The following is a 17,013-nucleotide window of genomic DNA, read 5'->3' as shown; positions in this document are numbered from 1 at the left end:
TACTTCACGCTATGCTGTAACGATCGCTTTCGCATTGAGCCCTTTATCCACGCTCACCATTAACAACTGGCAAGGTTCTTGGTTTAGCTTTTCCCCTGTCCAGTAATCATACCAGTCCACCGGTTGATCAGACGTCAGCGTAAATTCCATCGCTCCGTAACTCGCATAATTAAACAAACAATGGAGGTCATTCTTCGTCGTTAGTTTTAAAAACGCGTGATTTAAACTCAAAGCGGTAAACTTTGCAGATTGTTGGTTACGTTGTTGACGTAACATGAGCTTAGACAGTGTCTTCTTAGCAAACGGCGTAATCTCAGGGAGCGGATCACCAGATAGCAGCAAACCACCACTCGCTAATAACACCGTGCGATGAAATTCATACTCTTCTCTGGATGCAGATTGATTAGCTAATGAAGTGAACGTGGCGCAATCCGGGTCAATTTGCCACAATTTTCGATGCTGCCAACTACGGTAAAAGGTTTCTTTGGCTATCTGTTCGAATCGACGACTATGACGCTCTACATCGTCAGAAACACGCATTGCATCCACAAGCCCCAGAGATGGCCACATTGGCGCGTTGCAACCTAAAAGCCACGCATCACCAACGCCTTTAGCAATCGCTTCCATTCCTAAACGATACGCCTCAACGCCTGTAATACCAGATTGTTTACGCACACCTTTTAAGGTGCCCCAATAGTTCGCGTCTAGCTTGAACAATTCAACGCCCCACTCTTGTCTCATGACAGAGACCACATTCGTCAGATGGTCTTGCACTTCTGGATTTGAGGTATCGAGTATGTACCAAGGTGTGCAGCGCCAACCACCGTATGTGACATCTTCTGCTTTAAGTAAGCTTCCATCTTTGTGGCGAACAAACCAATCTGGATGCTGTTTGAAGATCTCCGACTCAGGCTGAGCAATAAAGGGCGCCATCCAAATCGCCGGCTTTTTGCCTTTTGCACGGATACTATGAATGAGCTCTTTTACGCCACCAGAAAACTTATCTGATGGGGTTAACCAATCGCCCATAAAGGCTTGATAGCCATCATCCAGAAGTACCCACTCCAGGTCTTCGAGCTTATCTTGCATGCAATCAACGTTCTGCATGATGTTTTGCTCTGTCACGTCTGCGTAGTACGCGTACCACGAACACCAACCAACAGGCGCATCTTGTGTCACACCTTGGCGAACAGGATGATGCTTTGCAATCATCTCGCCATAGGTTTGATAAAGCTCGGACAGCGATTGACCACAGAGTACCGCCACGGATTCAAGTTGATTACTTTCCCAATCCGCCACTTGAGTCAACTCACCATCAATTGCGGCTGATAAAACCCAATGCCCATCACGCAGCACAACATCAAAATAGCCTGCAAAGCGATGACATGATGTGAAGCCAAATAATGTGTAGCCCGCTGAACCTTCCACCACTAAATAGTTGTAATAACGCTTAGGTGCATCTTTAGGGTAGATTCGATAAGAAGGATTATTGTCTGGGCAGCGACCAATATCAACGGGGTGATTGATCGTTCCCGCCGTTTGCGCCAACATTTGAAAACCATCCCCAATTACGTCGGCCTCGTGCTCGTACAAAAACGGCATTTCGAATAACACTTCACGGTCGGTAAAGGTTTTATTGTGAAGACCAGCAAAAGAAAAATGTAATTGATTACCCTCGACTTCAACTTGGAAGTCATTGTTATTCACAGTGATCTCAGTGTGATTTGCTAATTGAATGCTCTGAGCCATAAAGAGTCTACTCACTTAATTATTATTGTTTAGCTTGGCGCATTATCTCCTGCTTGTCTCACCCAATTCGTTACCATCATCACGAATACCAGTCTCGTTTAACGTTATGAAGTTACTATTGAGACAACGCTCACTGAAATTTTGATAAAAAAATACCAGCCCTGAGGCTGGTATTTGGATTTATGCAAACTGCACTAATTAAGCAACTTCGATCGGACCACCAAATGAAGTGACTGGCGGCACTTTACCTGTGAACTTCTCGAAGTCTACGATACATGTGTTCGCAGAAGTCGCCTGTGCAAGCTCAGAAGAACCGATGTCTTGCGTTAGCGTGTTAGGATCACCGTAGGTACAGATTGCGCCCTCTTTCTCGTTTAGAGGACCGTACCATGCACCTTCTTCGATACGAATAACGCCACGTGGGTAGCTGTCAGTCAAAACAGCACCAGCTAACAGCTGACCACGACCGTTGAATACACGTACCAAATCACCATCTTTGATGCCTTTTGCTTTGGCATCCGCTGGGTTGATGTAAACCGGCTCACGACCTTGTACCGCGTAAGTCGCGCGGAACTCTTCAGACTCACACATTTGAGAGTGAAGACGCTTATCAGGGTGGCAAGACTGCAACCAGAATGGATATTTATCTGAACCAGGACCACCGTGTGAACGCTCTGATTTTTCGAACCACATTGGGTGCTCTTGACAGTGTTCGTAACCGTAACGGCCGATCTTGCGTGATGTAATCTCGATGAAGCCAGACGGTGTACCTAGTGGGTTAAGCTCAGGATCTTTACGGAAGTCCGCATGACGAACCCAAGGTTTACCTTCACCGAAGTCTAGTACGCTCTTCTCCCAGAACTCGTTGAATTCTGGCATTTCGAACTTACCTTCGTTCGCTTTTTTACAATCGTTGTAAAGGCTTTCGATCCATTCCATCTCGCTCATACCACGAGTGTATTCTTCGCGGCGACCAAAACGCTGAGTTAGTTCACTCATGATTTGGAAGTCAGGCTTAGATTGGAACAATGGATCAACGAGGCGATGCATCGCAATCAGACCTTTGTTCGAGTATGAACCGTATACGTCGATGTCGTTACGTTCCCATTGCGTACACGCCGGTAGAACGATATCTGAGAAACGACATGTCGCAGTCCAAGCAAACTCGATCGTTACAACCGTTTGAAGCTTGCGGAACGCTTTCTTCATGCGGTTACGATCTTGATGGTGGTGCCATGGGTTACAACCCGAGATAACCATCATCTTGAAGTCTGGCAGTTTCACTTTACCGCCGTTGTAGTTGATCTCTTTGCCAGGCTCTAGCAGACAGTCGATCCAACGTGCAACAGGGATAGTACGACTGTAACCGTTAAAGTCGTTGTTGTCCCACTTAGGTTTCATACCTTGGTCAAGGTTACGAGGGAAACCACCAGGGCCCGCGAAACCAGTAGAAGGCACACCGATACTTGAGTAGTGGTGACCGTAAGAGATACCACCGCCAGGTAGACCGATTTGACCAACCATTGCAGCAACCACAGCCGCTGCCCAGTATGGCTGCTCACCGTGCTCTTGACGCTGGATACACCAACCCATCAGGATCTGTGTACGACCGCTGACTAGCATGCGTGCGAATTCACGGATCTTGTCCGCTTTCACGCCACAAATTGCTGCTGCCCACTCAGGCGTCTTCTCTACTTTGTCTTTTGTCTTACCTTGAACGTATTGAATGAACTCTTCAAAGCCTAGACAGTAAGTATCAATGAACTTCTTATCGTACAGGTTTTCGTTGTACAACACGTGTGCCACAGCGAGCATGAACGCTACGTCTGTCAGCGGGTTGATGTACAAGTGATCGTTCTCTAAGTAGCGCTGAGTTTTGTTCTTCACTGGGTCTACAGATAGAACGTTGATCTCACCTTTTGCCACTTTTTCTTTTAGTTGTGCAAGGTACTTAAACGACTCATGCGTTTCACAGTTCCAACCTACTTGAAGGTTTTTCACTGGGTCGTTAGCCCAAAGAACGATGTTGTCAGAGTTTTCTAGGATCTCAGACCAAGACGTACCTTGTGCGTACACTTCGGTTGAACCTAGCACGTACGGCATAATGGTTTGACCTGCACCCGTCGAGTAGTCACCTACTTTAGTGATGAAGTTGCCGTGCATACCTACTGCACGTTGCATGTGCGCTGTACAGTTGTTAAATGAACCCGTTTGGTTCCAACCTGTTTGACCTGCATGCAGCGCCCATGGGCCGTAGTCTTTTTGAATACGTTCTAGCTCACGGTAGAACAAGTCTAGCGCTTCATCCCAAGTTACTCGGATGAAACGGTTGTTACCGCGAGTATCTGCGCTGTATTTGTGTTTCTTCAACCAATCTAGACGAACCATTGGGTAACGAACACGTGAAGGGCTGTAGATAATACCCTTAATGCCGTTCAACATTTCTGTTGGGTTTTTGTCTAGCTCTAGCGGCTTGATCTCTTGAACTTTACCCGCGTATATGTGGGCGCGGAACGCGCCCCAGTGAGAACCGGTTACTTTCCAAGTACCTGTCGTCTCAACGGCATTTGCAGAGGCGGACGCCAATAAGCTAGGACCAATTACTGACGCTGCACTTGTGGTTGCTACACCTTTAAGAAAACTTCTTCGTGTAATAGCCATTTAAAATTACTCCAATCCGACGCTTATTAGTGGTGACCTTCAGCATAATCTGAAGAGTGTTTCTGTAGATACTTCAAGATCAGTGCTTCACTGTCTGTATCTAGGTTAACGAACGCCAACATACCGTCGAACATACCTGGCCAGGTGTTCGCGTCGAAGTGCGCTTCCGCAGGTTGAGTGTGACATACAGAACAATTGGTCTTGTAGGCTTCACGAGATTTTTCCCAAACAGGATTGATGTCGTTCAGCATAGACTCTTTCTTAATCCATACTTTCGCCGCTACTTTTTCCCAAGGAAGGCCTGTTAGCTCATCCACTTTTTTCTCACCAGTCGTCACAATGTTGCTGTCTGTTGCTGCTTCTTTCATCAGAGACGCAGTCGCAATGTTCTTACCGAAGTCTTCTTGAATTACACGACCAAAACCTTTTGCTTTGCGCCAACCGTCAATTTCGATCTCAACAAACTCGCCTTTGTCTTCAAGAACTTTAACGGTCGATGCAGGATTAAGAAGACCAGCTTCTTTACTGCCTTGCGCATCAAAGTAAATTGGTAGGTGACGAACGCTCACGAGTTGCTGACCAACGCCGTAATCCGTGTTAGAAGTCATACCCTCTAGATCACCCACGATACCGCCAATGCTGTCCATGCCTGCTGGTAGGTTGTGCGCAATACCCTTGTGACAGTCAACACAGCTTTGATCTTTCTCAGCGGCTTGCTTCATTTGGATACGAGCGGTTGGAGACATTTGCTCGAAATCCATCGATTCGTAGTTGTGACAGTTTTTACACTCCAGAGATTTGTTTGCCGAGAAACGATCCCATTCGTGTTTAGCAAGTTCGATACGACGCTCTTCGAACACCCCCGGTTCGTCGTAGTTGCCAAATACTTGTGCAAATACTTCTTTAGAAGCTTGCATCTTACGAGCGATCTTATCTGTCCAGTTATGTGGAACGTGACAATCAGGGCAGGTAGCACGAACACCAGAGTGGTTTTTCCAGTGCACCGTTTCTTGTAGCTCAACGTACACGTTGTCACGCATTGTGTGACAACTAATACAGAATTCTTCTGTGTTGGTTGCTTCTAAAGCGGTGTTAAAGCCACCCCAAAAGATAACACCAGCAATAAAGCCGCCCATAGTCAGCACACCTAGGCTGATATGTACAGCTGGGCGCGTCATGGTACGCCACAGTTTAATGATTAATGATTTCATTATTTGCTCTCTTAAAATCTTTTCAAAAGTGTGGTTATGAGCTCACTGGCTTACATGCCGTGCGCGCCTGGAGGCCCAAAGAAGAAGACTTGCAACATCCAAACGATGAACCCGTAGCCGCCGACAAAGGCCACACTCAGAATTGGGAAGAGAACAACTGCAATGAAGAGGAACGACTTCCACTCCAGGGAGCGTTTTTCACCACTCTCAATTTTATTAACATCACTCATACATTTGCCTATTTTGTATCTAGTGTTATTGAAAAGCCCGCGTAACCAAGCTTAAGTTTTTTACAATCTCTAATGGAAAATGTTAGACCATACTAATAGTAGGGTTCAATCAAATAAGCGACCTCAGACCTTGTAATTCAACACTTTTTTGAGCTCATCCAGAGATATGATGGATTGATATTATTTATTAAAAAACATGAACAGATGTGACAAAATAAGTCTTTTAAGGAGTTGTTAAACAACCAACATTTAAGAAACATCGATCACATTTAAATCGTAATTACCATGCCATAAATCGACTTAAAAACTCGGAAAAAGATAACCACTTGTAAACAGAATGCTGCGTATTAATGTCTAAAATAGCACTCAAGGTTTACTTTAAGAACAGCAAAAAGTGCACATAGTGGTTCATATAAAGGAGAGGCTTAGATACAATTATTCGCGTATTTTCAAGGAGCGATTATGGATAACGTGGTGGATATAAGCTGGGTCAAACTGGCACTGTTTGGTTTGATTTTATTGGTCCCCTTCTTTATCAATGCCCGCTACAAATTAGGGATAGCAAAAGACACCATAATCAGTGTTATCCGAATGACACTTCAGCTCATATTGATTGGCGTGTATTTAGAATATCTTTTTCAATTAAACAGCTTACTTGTCAATATACTTTGGCTTGCCATCATGCTACTGATTGGTGCCAGCTCAATTGCGGGAAAAGCTCACTTACCTAAAAAGCCACTTATGCTTCCGCTACTAACGGGCCTTACCTGTGGTCTAATACCACTTCTGATAGCAATTACAGCAGGCTTAGTGCAACCATCCCCTATTTACAATGCGCAGTACATGATCCCACTTGCTGGTATGTTATTGGGTAACAGCTTGAGTAGTAATATCATCGCTCTTCAGAATTTGTTTACGGCTTTTGAGCAGAGACAAGCAGAATATGAGGCTGCAATCTCACTTGGAGCCTCTCCTCGCTACGCATCCTTCCCCTTCATTCAGGAGGCTCTTAGAAAGTCCCTCGCCCCGACTTTAGCTTCTATGGCCACTACAGGGCTGGTTACCTTACCTGGTATGATGACCGGTCAAATTCTAGGTGGCGCGAGCCCGATGGTTGCGATTAAATATCAGTTAGTAATTATGCTGGCTATTTTCGTCATGTTGAGTGCCTCCGTAACCATAACGTTAGAAATGACATTGCGCTGGGTACAAACCAAAGAAGGCCGAATCAAGATAAAAATCGAGCAGCCCGAATCGACCAAAACTCATGGTTAGTTGGCGCTTGTGGGTAAAGCTCGTTAAACAACTTATGTTGCCAAGTCGAACGTACTTATAACTGAATAACTCAACTATTCTTCGAGCACTCATCAAGACGCTTTCAGATGAAAAGTCAGGCAGAATTCTTTTTGATATAAGCCTCTAATTTTATGAAATTTTCTTTGCAAGTTTAGATACGCACGACCTTTGATACAGGTTATCCACAGAAAATGTGGATAAGCCCCCAAAACCCATACGCAACCAGAAACATAGCAACATAAGTGATCAATCGAATCGTCATGCATTGATCACGTGACTGACATGTTCTAATTTTAAAGTAAAGGCAGTGACCACAAACTTGGAGAGACGTACATGGATGTCTTAATGATCAAAGAAAATTACGATGAACTCCTTTCCGATGCACCTCTGGATTGGCTCGTTCAAGAACCAAAGGAAGTAACTTCTCATTGGCTCCCAACCGATTTTGGCATCAACGAAGAGTTGATTTAGCATGACTCGACTTATTTGACACTTGCAGAGACAAGTAAAAAGAAAGGCGAACCATCTGGTTCGCCTTTCTTGTGATCTTCTAAACTTATCGCAAATGGTTATCTTCATCGCGTAGATAAATCATCCAATACCACATGCCAACAAATACGCCACCACCAATAATGTTTCCTATCGTAACAGGAATTAGGTTGTTTACGATGAACCCCATCATGTTTAAGTCCGCGTAGTTTGCAATATCTGCCCCTGTCATTTGCCAAAACGCTTCTGGCGCAAAGTACTTAATACCAATCGCCATAGGTACTTGGAACATGTTCGCAATACAGTGCTCAAAACCTGCCGACACGAACATAGCCACAGGCAAAATCATGACCGCTATTTTGTCAGTTAATGTACGTCCACTAAACGTCATCCAAACAGCAATACACACCAGCACGTTACACATGATGCCAAGCGCAACAGCAGCAAAGAAACCATGGTGCAATTTGTGTTGAGAGATCGCCATCGCGTTAAGACCAACTTGGCCATGATCAAACATATATTGCTTGGTAACTAGCATACAGGCCACAAGCAAAATGGCCCCAACCATATTGCCAAAGTAAACCACCAACCAGTTTTTGATAAGTGCTTGCCAAGAGATTTTTCCACTCGCACGCGCAACTAGTGTCAGCACAGAGCTAGTGAAAAGCTCGCCGCCAGTAACCACCACCAAAATCAAACCAAGGCTAAATGCCAGACCACCAATGAGTCGTGTAATGCCCCAAGGCAGCTCGCCTGCGCCTGTCGTTACTGTGGTATAGAAGATGAAAGCAATACCAATATGAAGCCCCGCAGAAATGGCGAGCAGAAAAGATTTGATTGGAGCTTTCGTTGCTTTGCCTACCCCCACTTCAGCCGCGCGTTCCGCAGCTTGTGGCGGTAATAGTGAGTCAAACTGATTAAAGTTCATTCTGGTGTAACATTTAGAAACATTTAAAGAGGCGCGGATAATCGCTCTATTTCCCTATTTTTTCAAGTGCTATTTGGCGTGTTTACCAAAATCGTTGTTATTGGGAGATCAAGCAATAAATAGCGCCTATCATTCGCTACCGTAAGTATCATTGATACTTAACAAGTATTCGGCCTTTCGAACAAAGATCCTGCGTTATATCAGCCTGATAGCGCCATACTTAACACTTCTTGTCGTTGAATGTTGCCCAACGCTACTTTTCAGACTAGCTTGGTAAAAAAAGCGCAAAGGAATCATTTATGAAATATTCAGCTGAACATATCGCCGAATTGAATCTACTTCTTCAGTTCGACCTAAGTAGTGCTGCAACTGGTATTAAAGTTCATACAGACGCGTCAGAAGAAATGCAGGCAGCCGTTGCTCGTCTATATAAGAAGCAACTTTGTACACAGCCTGACGGTGGTTATCTAACAGACGAAGGCATTGAAGTTGCAGAACATGCAGATAAGATTTTAAGAGTTTTGTCTGTGTAATTTGAACAAAAAACGCCACCGAACTCGGTGGCGTTTTTTAGTCCTATATTTTTCCTGTCGATGCCTGTGGCAATAATCGCTTTTTCATTTTGCTAAATGGTTGAACCTTGTCATACAACCAGTTAAAACCAGTGGCATAAAATAGGAAGAAAACGAGGAAGCCGGCTTCCAGCATTAGAGCTTGAAGAAGCGTAATTTCTAAGAACCAGGCAATCACAGGTAGAGAGATAAAGATCAATCCCCCCTCGAAACCAATAGTGTGTCCAAGCCGCATCGCTAAACTTCGCTCAGCTCGATTGCCACCAAACCACTTATCAAAGTACAAGTTGTAGATGTAGTTCCATATCACGGTATACATACTCAACCCGACCCCAACTAACGCGAGATCACTAGAGCCCTTTCCAGTGATCAATGAAGCCGCTGGTACAATAATCGCGAGTGCGATTAACTCAAAAAGTACTGCATGAAAAATTCGTTCGTTACGAGTCATATTTCTCTATCCAAATAGTTCTACTCAATGCTTAGAACTTTATCTATTATTTAGATAACCAAAAGTTAGATACCATCGGTTTAAGCGATATGTTTACCATCGAACAACTGCAAGCTTTCATTGCTACATCAGAAGCAGGATCATTTTCAGGAGCAGCTAGAAAACTGGGGCGAGCTCAATCTGTAGTGAGCCAGCACATCATGAATATGGAGATCGACTGTGGTGTTGAGCTTTTCGATCGATCAGGCAGGTACCCTAAATTAACAGAGAATGGCCTCGCGCTCGTACCTTATGCACAAGCAACAATCAGCCAACTCGACCGCCTAAACAATAGGGCATCACAGCTCTTTTCCACGCCAACGAACAAATTAGTCTTAGCTATTGATGAAGGGATTCCTCTGACTCGCTTGCCGGATGTGCTAAAGAAGTTAGAGCAACGCTTTCCACACTTACAAGTTGAATGCTTAACGGCATCAAGCCCTGATATCATTGAATTGGTTAAGTCGGAACGCGCCACGACTGGGATTATTTTGAGTGATTTACAAATGCCAAGACACATCGATTTCACCAATCTTGGCAATATTGCATTTGATGTCTATGTCTCTTCAACACATCCTTTAGCAAAGCAGCAAATCACTCACATTGATCAACTAAAACAACATCGTCAATTGGTCATACGATCCAAAAGTGCAGAGCCATGTGGCCTCAATCAAGCATTTAGCCCAGATATCTGGTACGCTGATAACTACTATATTTTGTTGGAATTGGCGAATAAAGGGTTTGGTTGGTGCTTTCTACCACAGCATTTAGTCGCGTATTCACCTAATACATTAAAAAAAGTTGGGGATGATTTCACAAAACTGGCTTGGCAAGTCAATGTTGACCTTATTCAGCACCAGAAATGGCATTCAGATCCCCTCCATCAACAAGCTAAAGCAGAACTGCTCAACCTATTCGGGCAGACATAAGTAAGTAGGAAGACCCAAATGGCAAATACATTGATCGTAGGTGCAGGCTGGCTCGGAACTCCGCTAGCAGAAACATTGATGAAAGATGGACACTATGTTGTCGTCACTCGTCGTAGCCAAACTCGATTAAAAGAGTTACCCACCTCATTAACTCACTCCGCATTGTTCGATTTCAATCAATTGAACGCCACAGCACGGCTAGATGAGCTGCTCAAACAGCATCAAATTACGCACGTTATCGGTGCTTTTCCTCCAGGATTTCGTAAAGGACGCGGTCAAGAATATGCACAGCAATGGCAAATACTTGCCAACGCAGCTAAGCAAAACAACGTTGAAAAACTTCTCATGATCAGCTCTACAACGGTTTACCCTAACCTTGCTTCCGATATGGAAGAAGCTGACGCGTCACTCTCTTTAGCAACCGAAAGCCCTTATTTCTCTGACAATGCACGTATTATGCTTCAAGCAGAGCAGCATGTTATCGACTCGAATATTAGCTTTGTTATTCTACGTTGTAGCGGATTAATCGGGCCAGATAGACACCCATCTCGCTTTGCAGCAAGGCTTCAACAAGTTAGTCGTAAAGCACCAGCTAATATGCTTCATCAAGATGATGCTGTCTCGGCTGCGAAATTTGCCTTAGGCAATTTAAGCAACCAAGTCATTAACGTTACGACACCTCATACTGTCAGCAAGGCTGAGTTCTACCAAGCTGCCATAAACAAAATCGGAAGTGAGATACCTCTTCCCCCCGTCACAGAGCAAGCTGACAAGCGTATTCTTGCTGACAAACTACTCTCACTTGGTTATCGATTTCACTTCAATTCAACTTTGGATGCGCTATGAGACTCTATAGACATATAGAAACGCTTTGGGATTACATGCAACTCAAACATGAACTGAAGCCTGCGGACTGTTTGTTTGTGATGTGCAGTAATGATGTGCGTGTAGCGGAGCACGCTGCCAAGCTCTACCACCAAAAGTTGGCACCTTTGATTGTATTTTCAGGGGGTGAAGGTCGCTTCACAGATGGACTGTTTGAAAAAAGCGAGGCAGAAACCTTTGCCGAGATTGCAAAGTTGTCGGGCGTTCCAAGCGAAGCAATTTTGCTCGAGACTAAATCCACAAACAGCGGAGAAAACGTCCGCTTTACTGAGCAACGATTAAAAGAGGAAGGAAAACAATGTTCCTCGTTTATTCTGGTACAAAAACCGTTTATGGAGCGTAGAGCAATCGCGACATTTGAAAAACAGTGGCAGTCACCCTACACTCAGCTCCAAGTAAGCTCTGCGGCTCTTCCATTTTTTGAATACATTAATGAAGACATGCCATTAATGATGGTGCTAGAAGCACTAATGGAAGATTTCTCTCGCGTAAAAAGCTATCCAGAGAAAGGATTTCAAACCGAGCAGAACATCCCTCAGCAAGTCGAATCTTCTTACCAGGTTTTACTCGAGCGGTTTGGTTTTGACTTAGTCTAACTTTTTCTAACCGACAACAAAAAGCCACCAAGTTCGGTGGCTTTTCTGTATCAATGCGGCTTATTTACCGAGCGCTTCTTTGTAATGTTGGCGGCATACGGAGACATACTTATCGTTACCGCCGATCGCAACTTGATCGCCTTCTTTAATTGCCACGCCGTGTTCATCGGTACGAATAACCATATTCGCTTTACGGCCACAATGGCAGATTGTTTTGAGCTCAACCAGCTTGTCTGCCCAAGATAATAGATACTTACTGCCTTCAAAAAGTTCGCCTAGAAAATCGGTGCGAAGGCCGTAACACAATACTGGAATATGCAACTTATCAACGACTTCAGTAAGTTGATAAACTTGTTCTTTCGACAAGAACTGACACTCATCAACAAGAATACAGTGACGTTTTTCAACCTCATTCAGATCTGCGATCTCTTGATACAAATTGGTATCCTGACGAAATAAATGTGCGTCAGATTGAAGACCAATACGAGAGCTCACTTTACCGACACCAAAACGATCATCTAGCGCAGCCGTAAAAATAACTGGCGTCATGCCGCGTTCTTGGTAGTTGAAAGAGGATTGAAGAAGCGTTGTTGATTTACCCGCATTCATTGCTGAGTAATAGAAATACATCTGAGCCACAGAGCATTACCTAAAGTTAAAGTTTTAATTTATGGAAATGGAAAATAAAAGGGCTGAATTATCAGCCCTTTAAAAATGAAAATTCAATTACTTACGACGCCACGTTGTGCCTTCTGGACCATCTTCCAGAACAATGCCCATTTCGGTCAGCTTGTCACGAGCCATATCTGCATTCGCCCAATCTTTCGCAGCGCGAGAGTCATTACGCAGCTTGATCAGAGCTTCAATTTCAGCCACTTCATCATCGTTACCCGCATCACCTTTTAGGAAGGCTTCAGGATCTTGGTGAAGAATACCGATCACGTCAGCTAGTTCACGCATTAGCGCACCGAGTTCGCTCGCTTTCTCTAGGTTTTCTGTCTTCAGACGGTTAACTTCTCGCGCCATGTCGAACAGTACTGAGTAAGCTTCTGGTGTGTTGAAGTCATCGTTCATCGCTGCAGTGAAGCGAGATACGTATTCTTCACCACCAGCAGGCGCAGCGTTTAGGTCTAAACCACGTAGAGATGTGTACAGGCGCTCAAGCGAAGCACGTGCTTGGTTTAGGTTATCTTCGCTGTAGTTTAACTGGCTACGGTAGTGACCAGACATTAGGAAGTAACGCACTGTTTCAGCATCGTAGTGACCAAGAACGTCACGGATAGTAAAGAAGTTACCTAGAGATTTAGACATCTTCTCACGGTCTACCATTACCATGCCGCTGTGCATCCATGTGTTCACGTATTGTGTATCGTGTGCACAGCATGATTGTGCGATTTCATTTTCATGGTGTGGGAACTGAAGGTCAGAACCACCGCCGTGAATGTCGAAGTGGTTACCTAGGATTGAAGAGTTCATTGCTGAACACTCAATGTGCCAACCTGGACGACCTGGACCCCATGGTGACTCCCACGTTGGTTCACCCGGCTTTGACATCTTCCAAAGTACAAAGTCTAGAGGGCTGCGTTTTGCTGTTTCGATATCAACGCGCGCGCCAGCTTGAAGCTGATCAAGGTCTTGCTTAGAAAGCTTGCCGTATTCGTTGAATTTACCTACTTCAAACATTACGTCACCGTTATCTGCAACGTATGCAAAACCGCGCTCGATTAGCTTCTCAACCAATTCGATGATTTCAGCAATAAACTGTGTCGCACGAGGTTCAACGTCCGGACGTTTCATGTTCAGCGCATCAAAATCAGCGTGCATTTCACCAATCAAACGCTCAGTCAATGAATCGCAAGACTCACCATTTTCTGCGGCACGTTTGATGATCTTATCGTCGATATCTGTGATGTTACGTACAAACGTCAGATCATAGCCCAAGTAGCGAAGGTAACGTGATACAACGTCAAAAGAGACGAAAGTACGACCGTGACCAATGTGACAGAGATCGTAGATGGTAACTCCACAGACATACATACCGACTTTGCCAGCTGTAATTGGTTTGAATTCCTCTTTCTGTCTTGTGAGTGTGTTATATATCTTTAACATGATCTCTATCTATGATTGTGAATGAATAAAAGAAGATGAGTATATCAACTCCAACCTAGTTAGGTAATAGCAATTAACCGATAAAACGATAATCGGCTAAACTTCAAGCACAAAACGAAGAATTTCCTCTTCCTGAGTTTTTAAAGCACTAGAACTTAGGCTAGAATCTCGGGCTCAACACAACACAGTAAAGGAAAGTAGCATGATCACCCTTCACACTAATTTTGGTGACATCAAGATTCAACTAAACGAAGAGAAAGCGCCAGAGACAAGCGCAAACTTCCTTCAGTACTGCCGCGACGGTTTCTACGACAACACGCTTTTCCACCGTGTTATTGACGGCTTCATGATCCAAGGTGGTGGTATGGAGTCTGGTCTACGTGAAAAAGCGACTCGTGCACCTATCAAGAACGAAGCAAACAACGGTCTTAGCAACAAAGTGGGTACACTTGCTATGGCACGTACTATGGAGCCGCATTCAGCAAGCTCTCAGTTCTTCATCAACGTAAACAACAACACATTCCTAGACTTCCGTAGCGAAAGCCTAGATGGTTGGGGTTACTGTGTGTTCGGTGAAGTAATCGAAGGCATGGACATCGTAAATAAGATCAAAGGCGTTAGCACTGGTTCTTACGGCATGCACCAAGACGTACCTCTAGAAGACGTAGTAATCACTGGTACAACAATTGAAGAGTAATTCTTAGGAATTATTTTTAAAAGATAAGTTAATGGGGAGGCATAGCTTCCCCTTATTTCTATGACGACATTATTTATTTCCGATCTTCACCTTACCCCATCACGTCCTGATATCACGGAATGTTTTGTGACGTTCATGCGAACAGAAGCAACAAAAGCTGATGCACTTTATGTACTCGGCGATCTGTTTGAGTTCTGGATTGGTGACGATGACAACACCCCTTTTGCAGACCAAATCCGTGCAGAATTTAAAGCACTGACGGATGCGGGTGTGCCAACTTTTTTCATCCAAGGCAATCGAGATTTTTTACTCGGCAAACGCTTTTGCAAAGAAACCGGTATGACATTACTCGACGATGTCTGCACGATTGATCTTTATGGTCAAAAAGCCGTAATCCTACATGGCGATACGCTCTGTATTGACGATGTGAAATATCAAGAGTTTAGAAAAACCGTTCACAAACCATGGCTACAATGGTTGTTTAACCGTATTCCTTGGTTCATTAAGAAGAAAATTGTCTCAAAAGTTCAATCCGATATTCGTGATGATAAAATGAGTAAGTCATTAGATATCATGGACGTCAACCAAAATGAGGTCGAGAAAGTGATGTCTCAGAACTGCGTCAACTTAATGATTCATGGTCACACACATCGCCCGAACACACATTTTTTTGACGTCGATGGCGTTAAAAAGACCCGAATTGTTTTAGGGGATTGGTATACGCAAGGCTCAGTTTTAAAAGTAAATTCTGATAGTTTTGACCTACAAACGAGACCGTTCATACAGAATTTGCGTTAAGCATGTAGAGCGTGTAGAAGATTCACGCTCAAGTCGTAGATATTTTGTAAAAAATCGCTATTATCATAATACTAAGTTAAACAGAACGAAGTACCTAATTGAAGTATTCTTACGTAGCTCGCCAACCGATTCTGGATAGAGAAAAACGAACCATAGGTTACGAACTCCTCTTTCGAGACGGCCCTAAAAATACCTTCCCTGAAGTAGAACCAGAGCTGGCTACTAGTCGACTGCTATCCGATCATTTTTTATCGACGCATTACAACACATTAGGAAACAAACTTGGCTTTGTTAACTTTCCGCATCAAAGCTTGGTGAACTTGGTCCCAACTTTGTTCCCTAAAGAATCTCTCGTCATTGAAGTCCTTGAAGACTGCGAACCGACAGAAGAACTGTTAGAAGCCATCAAGCACCTTCATGAGTGCGGATACAAAATTGCTCTGGATGATTTTGTTCCGACGAAAGCTTGGAAGCGTTTTCTTCCATACGTTTCCATGATCAAGTTTGATATTAGACTTGTGCCGATCAAGAAAGCTGCCATTTTTATTCAGGCGTTGAGCCCATTTAAAATCGACTTTCTTGCGGAAAAGGTAGAGACCTATGAAGAGTTTGAGCAAGCTCTAGAAGCCGGTTTTAACTATTTTCAAGGGTATTTTTTTAGCAAACCTGAGATGATCCAGAAAAAACGGTTGAACCCCGCGTTTCTTACCGTCATCCAACTTTGTAAAGAGATTGCAGATAAGCCCATCGACTTCAATGAGGTTGAACGTCTGTTTTCGATTGATGTGACGCTGTCATATAAGCTGCTTACTTACGTAAATTCAGGCTATACATTAACGACTAAGATCAAATCGTTCAGACAGGCGCTTATTTATCTGGGTGAAGAGCGACTACGACGCTTTATTTCCTTAGTTGCAATTGCCTCCGTTCAAGAAGATAAACCTGACTCTCTTTACTCTTTAGCGATTCAGCGTGCACGAATGTGTGAACTGTTACTTAGTCAAATGAACACTAGGTATGACCCTGGGCAGGCTTTTTTGACAGGCATGTTTTCTTTACTCGGATCTTTGCTCGATCAACCGCTCTCGGATGTCATTGAAGATATCCCCGTTGACGAAGATATAAAACTCGCATTAACCAGTCGAAAAGGCGTACTTGGTCACTTACTTTCGATGACAATCGCCTATGAACAAGCGGACTGGGAGTTAGCCGAACGATATTGCACCGTTCTTAAATTAACCGAACCTCAATTAGCAGACGCTTTTAATCAATCGACGGAATGGGCTCAAGAACTGCTGTCTCAAACGCCCTAAATCGCTATAATGCCTCACCTCCAGCCTCGCAATTGTGAGGTTGTTTGTTTTTACCGCTTA

The 17,013-nt window shown here is 44.0% G+C and carries 17 protein-coding genes; 9 read left to right on the top strand and 8 right to left on the bottom strand.

What is annotated here, in order from left to right:
* Nucleotides 1-9: 9 nt before the first annotated feature.
* The 4 genes from R7Q39_RS03560 to torE all read right to left on the bottom strand — a co-directional run bounded on the left by R7Q39_RS03560 (nt 10) and on the right by torE (nt 5,851).
* On the bottom strand, nt 10-1,749 hold the full coding sequence (locus R7Q39_RS03560; RefSeq protein WP_085569591.1) for a glycoside hydrolase family 36 protein: 1,740 nt from the start codon (nt 1,747-1,749) through the stop codon (nt 10-12).
* A 198-nt stretch (nt 1,750-1,947) separates the two neighbouring features.
* Nucleotides 1,948-4,410: a trimethylamine-N-oxide reductase TorA gene (torA, locus tag R7Q39_RS03555; protein WP_005378138.1), complete on the bottom strand. Its 2,463-nt coding sequence runs from the start codon at nt 4,408-4,410 to the stop codon at nt 1,948-1,950.
* A 26-nt stretch (nt 4,411-4,436) separates the two neighbouring features.
* Entirely contained in the window at nt 4,437-5,621 is a 1,185-nt protein-coding gene (torC, locus tag R7Q39_RS03550; RefSeq protein WP_005378139.1) for a pentaheme c-type cytochrome TorC, read from the bottom strand.
* 50 nt (nt 5,622-5,671) lie between these two features.
* Nucleotides 5,672-5,851 carry a trimethylamine N-oxide reductase system protein TorE gene (torE, locus tag R7Q39_RS03545; protein ID WP_005378141.1) on the bottom strand — a complete coding sequence of 60 codons (180 nt, stop codon included), beginning with the start codon at nt 5,849-5,851 and terminating at the stop codon, nt 5,672-5,674.
* 462 nt (nt 5,852-6,313) lie between these two features.
* Here torE and R7Q39_RS03540 point away from each other — a divergent pair, with 462 nt between their 5' ends.
* A complete protein-coding gene (locus tag R7Q39_RS03540) occupies nt 6,314-7,126 on the top strand; it encodes an ABC transporter permease (protein WP_017634681.1) in 813 nt (270 codons plus the stop codon).
* Between the two features lie 354 nt (nt 7,127-7,480).
* On the top strand, nt 7,481-7,618 hold the full coding sequence (locus R7Q39_RS03535) for a hypothetical protein (protein WP_005378145.1): 138 nt from the start codon (nt 7,481-7,483) through the stop codon (nt 7,616-7,618).
* Between the two features lie 85 nt (nt 7,619-7,703).
* Here R7Q39_RS03535 and focA read toward each other — a convergent pair whose 3' ends face one another.
* On the bottom strand, nt 7,704-8,564 hold the full coding sequence (gene focA / locus R7Q39_RS03530; protein ID WP_005378146.1) for a formate transporter FocA: 861 nt from the start codon (nt 8,562-8,564) through the stop codon (nt 7,704-7,706).
* A gap of 299 nt (nt 8,565-8,863) precedes the next feature.
* On the opposite strand from focA, the gene R7Q39_RS03525 reads away from it, so the two are divergent.
* Entirely contained in the window at nt 8,864-9,097 is a 234-nt protein-coding gene (locus R7Q39_RS03525; RefSeq protein ID WP_005387662.1) for a TIGR02647 family protein, read from the top strand.
* A 43-nt stretch (nt 9,098-9,140) separates the two neighbouring features.
* Here the strand turns inward: R7Q39_RS03525 and R7Q39_RS03520 are convergent, their stop codons facing one another.
* The gene (locus R7Q39_RS03520; RefSeq protein ID WP_237305983.1) at nt 9,141-9,587 is read right to left on the bottom strand and encodes a PACE efflux transporter; all 447 of its coding nucleotides are present in this window, start codon (nt 9,585-9,587) and stop codon (nt 9,141-9,143) included.
* An 89-nt stretch (nt 9,588-9,676) separates the two neighbouring features.
* Here R7Q39_RS03520 and R7Q39_RS03515 point away from each other — a divergent pair, with 89 nt between their 5' ends.
* The 3 genes from R7Q39_RS03515 to R7Q39_RS03505 are packed head-to-tail and all read left to right on the top strand — an operon-like array spanning nt 9,677 to nt 12,036.
* Complete coding sequence (locus R7Q39_RS03515; protein WP_005378151.1) at nt 9,677-10,555, top strand: LysR family transcriptional regulator; 879 nt, start codon at nt 9,677-9,679, stop codon at nt 10,553-10,555.
* Between the two features lie 18 nt (nt 10,556-10,573).
* Nucleotides 10,574-11,401 (top strand): NAD-dependent epimerase/dehydratase family protein, encoded by an 828-nt coding sequence (locus R7Q39_RS03510; protein ID WP_318075782.1) that lies wholly within the window; start codon nt 10,574-10,576, stop codon nt 11,399-11,401.
* Complete coding sequence (locus R7Q39_RS03505) at nt 11,398-12,036, top strand: YdcF family protein (RefSeq protein ID WP_005389814.1); 639 nt, start codon at nt 11,398-11,400, stop codon at nt 12,034-12,036. Before R7Q39_RS03510 ends, R7Q39_RS03505 begins: the two co-directional genes overlap by 4 nt.
* Nucleotides 12,037-12,096: 60 nt before the next feature.
* On the opposite strand, the gene R7Q39_RS03500 is transcribed toward R7Q39_RS03505, so the two are convergent.
* Nucleotides 12,097-12,675 carry a thymidine kinase gene (locus R7Q39_RS03500; RefSeq protein ID WP_042522050.1) on the bottom strand — a complete coding sequence of 193 codons (579 nt, stop codon included), beginning with the start codon at nt 12,673-12,675 and terminating at the stop codon, nt 12,097-12,099.
* An 87-nt stretch (nt 12,676-12,762) separates the two neighbouring features.
* Entirely contained in the window at nt 12,763-14,145 is a 1,383-nt protein-coding gene (gene cysS, locus R7Q39_RS03495) for a cysteine--tRNA ligase (protein ID WP_005378155.1), read from the bottom strand.
* 202 nt (nt 14,146-14,347) lie between these two features.
* Between cysS and R7Q39_RS03490 the strand changes: the two genes are divergently transcribed.
* From R7Q39_RS03490 to R7Q39_RS03480, 3 genes are all read left to right on the top strand, one after another.
* On the top strand, nt 14,348-14,842 hold the full coding sequence (locus tag R7Q39_RS03490; RefSeq protein ID WP_005378156.1) for a peptidylprolyl isomerase: 495 nt from the start codon (nt 14,348-14,350) through the stop codon (nt 14,840-14,842).
* A 60-nt stretch (nt 14,843-14,902) separates the two neighbouring features.
* Nucleotides 14,903-15,640, top strand: a complete 738-nt coding sequence (gene lpxH, locus R7Q39_RS03485) for a UDP-2,3-diacylglucosamine diphosphatase (protein WP_005389817.1) — start codon at nt 14,903-14,905, stop codon at nt 15,638-15,640.
* Nucleotides 15,641-15,738: 98 nt separating this feature from the next.
* The gene (locus R7Q39_RS03480; protein ID WP_005378158.1) at nt 15,739-16,953 is read left to right on the top strand and encodes an EAL and HDOD domain-containing protein; all 1,215 of its coding nucleotides are present in this window, start codon (nt 15,739-15,741) and stop codon (nt 16,951-16,953) included.
* Nucleotides 16,954-17,013: the final 60 nt, after the last annotated feature.

The organism is Vibrio sp. 947 (assembly GCF_033339115.1).
Lineage (GTDB): Bacteria > Pseudomonadota > Gammaproteobacteria > Enterobacterales > Vibrionaceae > Vibrio > Vibrio alginolyticus.
Note: the sequence above shows the minus strand (reverse complement) of the source record. Positions and strands in the feature narration are given on the sequence as shown.

What these genes read in the sequence shown, in the direction of transcription:
- R7Q39_RS03490 (WP_005378156.1), top strand. Translation starts at nt 14,348, where the DNA reads ATGATCACCCTTCACACTAATTTTGGTGACATCAAGATTCAACTAAAC.
- R7Q39_RS03525 (WP_005387662.1), top strand. Translation starts at nt 8,864, where the DNA reads ATGAAATATTCAGCTGAACATATCGCCGAATTGAATCTACTTCTTCAG.
- torC (WP_005378139.1), bottom strand. Translation starts at nt 5,621, where the DNA reads ATGAAATCATTAATCATTAAACTGTGGCGTACCATGACGCGCCCAGCT.
- lpxH (WP_005389817.1), top strand. Translation starts at nt 14,903, where the DNA reads ATGACGACATTATTTATTTCCGATCTTCACCTTACCCCATCACGTCCT.
- R7Q39_RS03505 (WP_005389814.1), top strand. Translation starts at nt 11,398, where the DNA reads ATGAGACTCTATAGACATATAGAAACGCTTTGGGATTACATGCAACTC.
- torE (WP_005378141.1), bottom strand. Translation starts at nt 5,851, where the DNA reads ATGAGTGATGTTAATAAAATTGAGAGTGGTGAAAAACGCTCCCTGGAG.
- R7Q39_RS03535 (WP_005378145.1), top strand. Translation starts at nt 7,481, where the DNA reads ATGGATGTCTTAATGATCAAAGAAAATTACGATGAACTCCTTTCCGAT.
- R7Q39_RS03540 (WP_017634681.1), top strand. Translation starts at nt 6,314, where the DNA reads ATGGATAACGTGGTGGATATAAGCTGGGTCAAACTGGCACTGTTTGGT.
- R7Q39_RS03515 (WP_005378151.1), top strand. Translation starts at nt 9,677, where the DNA reads ATGTTTACCATCGAACAACTGCAAGCTTTCATTGCTACATCAGAAGCA.
- focA (WP_005378146.1), bottom strand. Translation starts at nt 8,564, where the DNA reads ATGAACTTTAATCAGTTTGACTCACTATTACCGCCACAAGCTGCGGAA.
- R7Q39_RS03560 (WP_085569591.1), bottom strand. Translation starts at nt 1,749, where the DNA reads ATGGCTCAGAGCATTCAATTAGCAAATCACACTGAGATCACTGTGAAT.
- R7Q39_RS03510 (WP_318075782.1), top strand. Translation starts at nt 10,574, where the DNA reads ATGGCAAATACATTGATCGTAGGTGCAGGCTGGCTCGGAACTCCGCTA.
- torA (WP_005378138.1), bottom strand. Translation starts at nt 4,410, where the DNA reads ATGGCTATTACACGAAGAAGTTTTCTTAAAGGTGTAGCAACCACAAGT.
- R7Q39_RS03520 (WP_237305983.1), bottom strand. Translation starts at nt 9,587, where the DNA reads ATGACTCGTAACGAACGAATTTTTCATGCAGTACTTTTTGAGTTAATC.
- cysS (WP_005378155.1), bottom strand. Translation starts at nt 14,145, where the DNA reads ATGTTAAAGATATATAACACACTCACAAGACAGAAAGAGGAATTCAAA.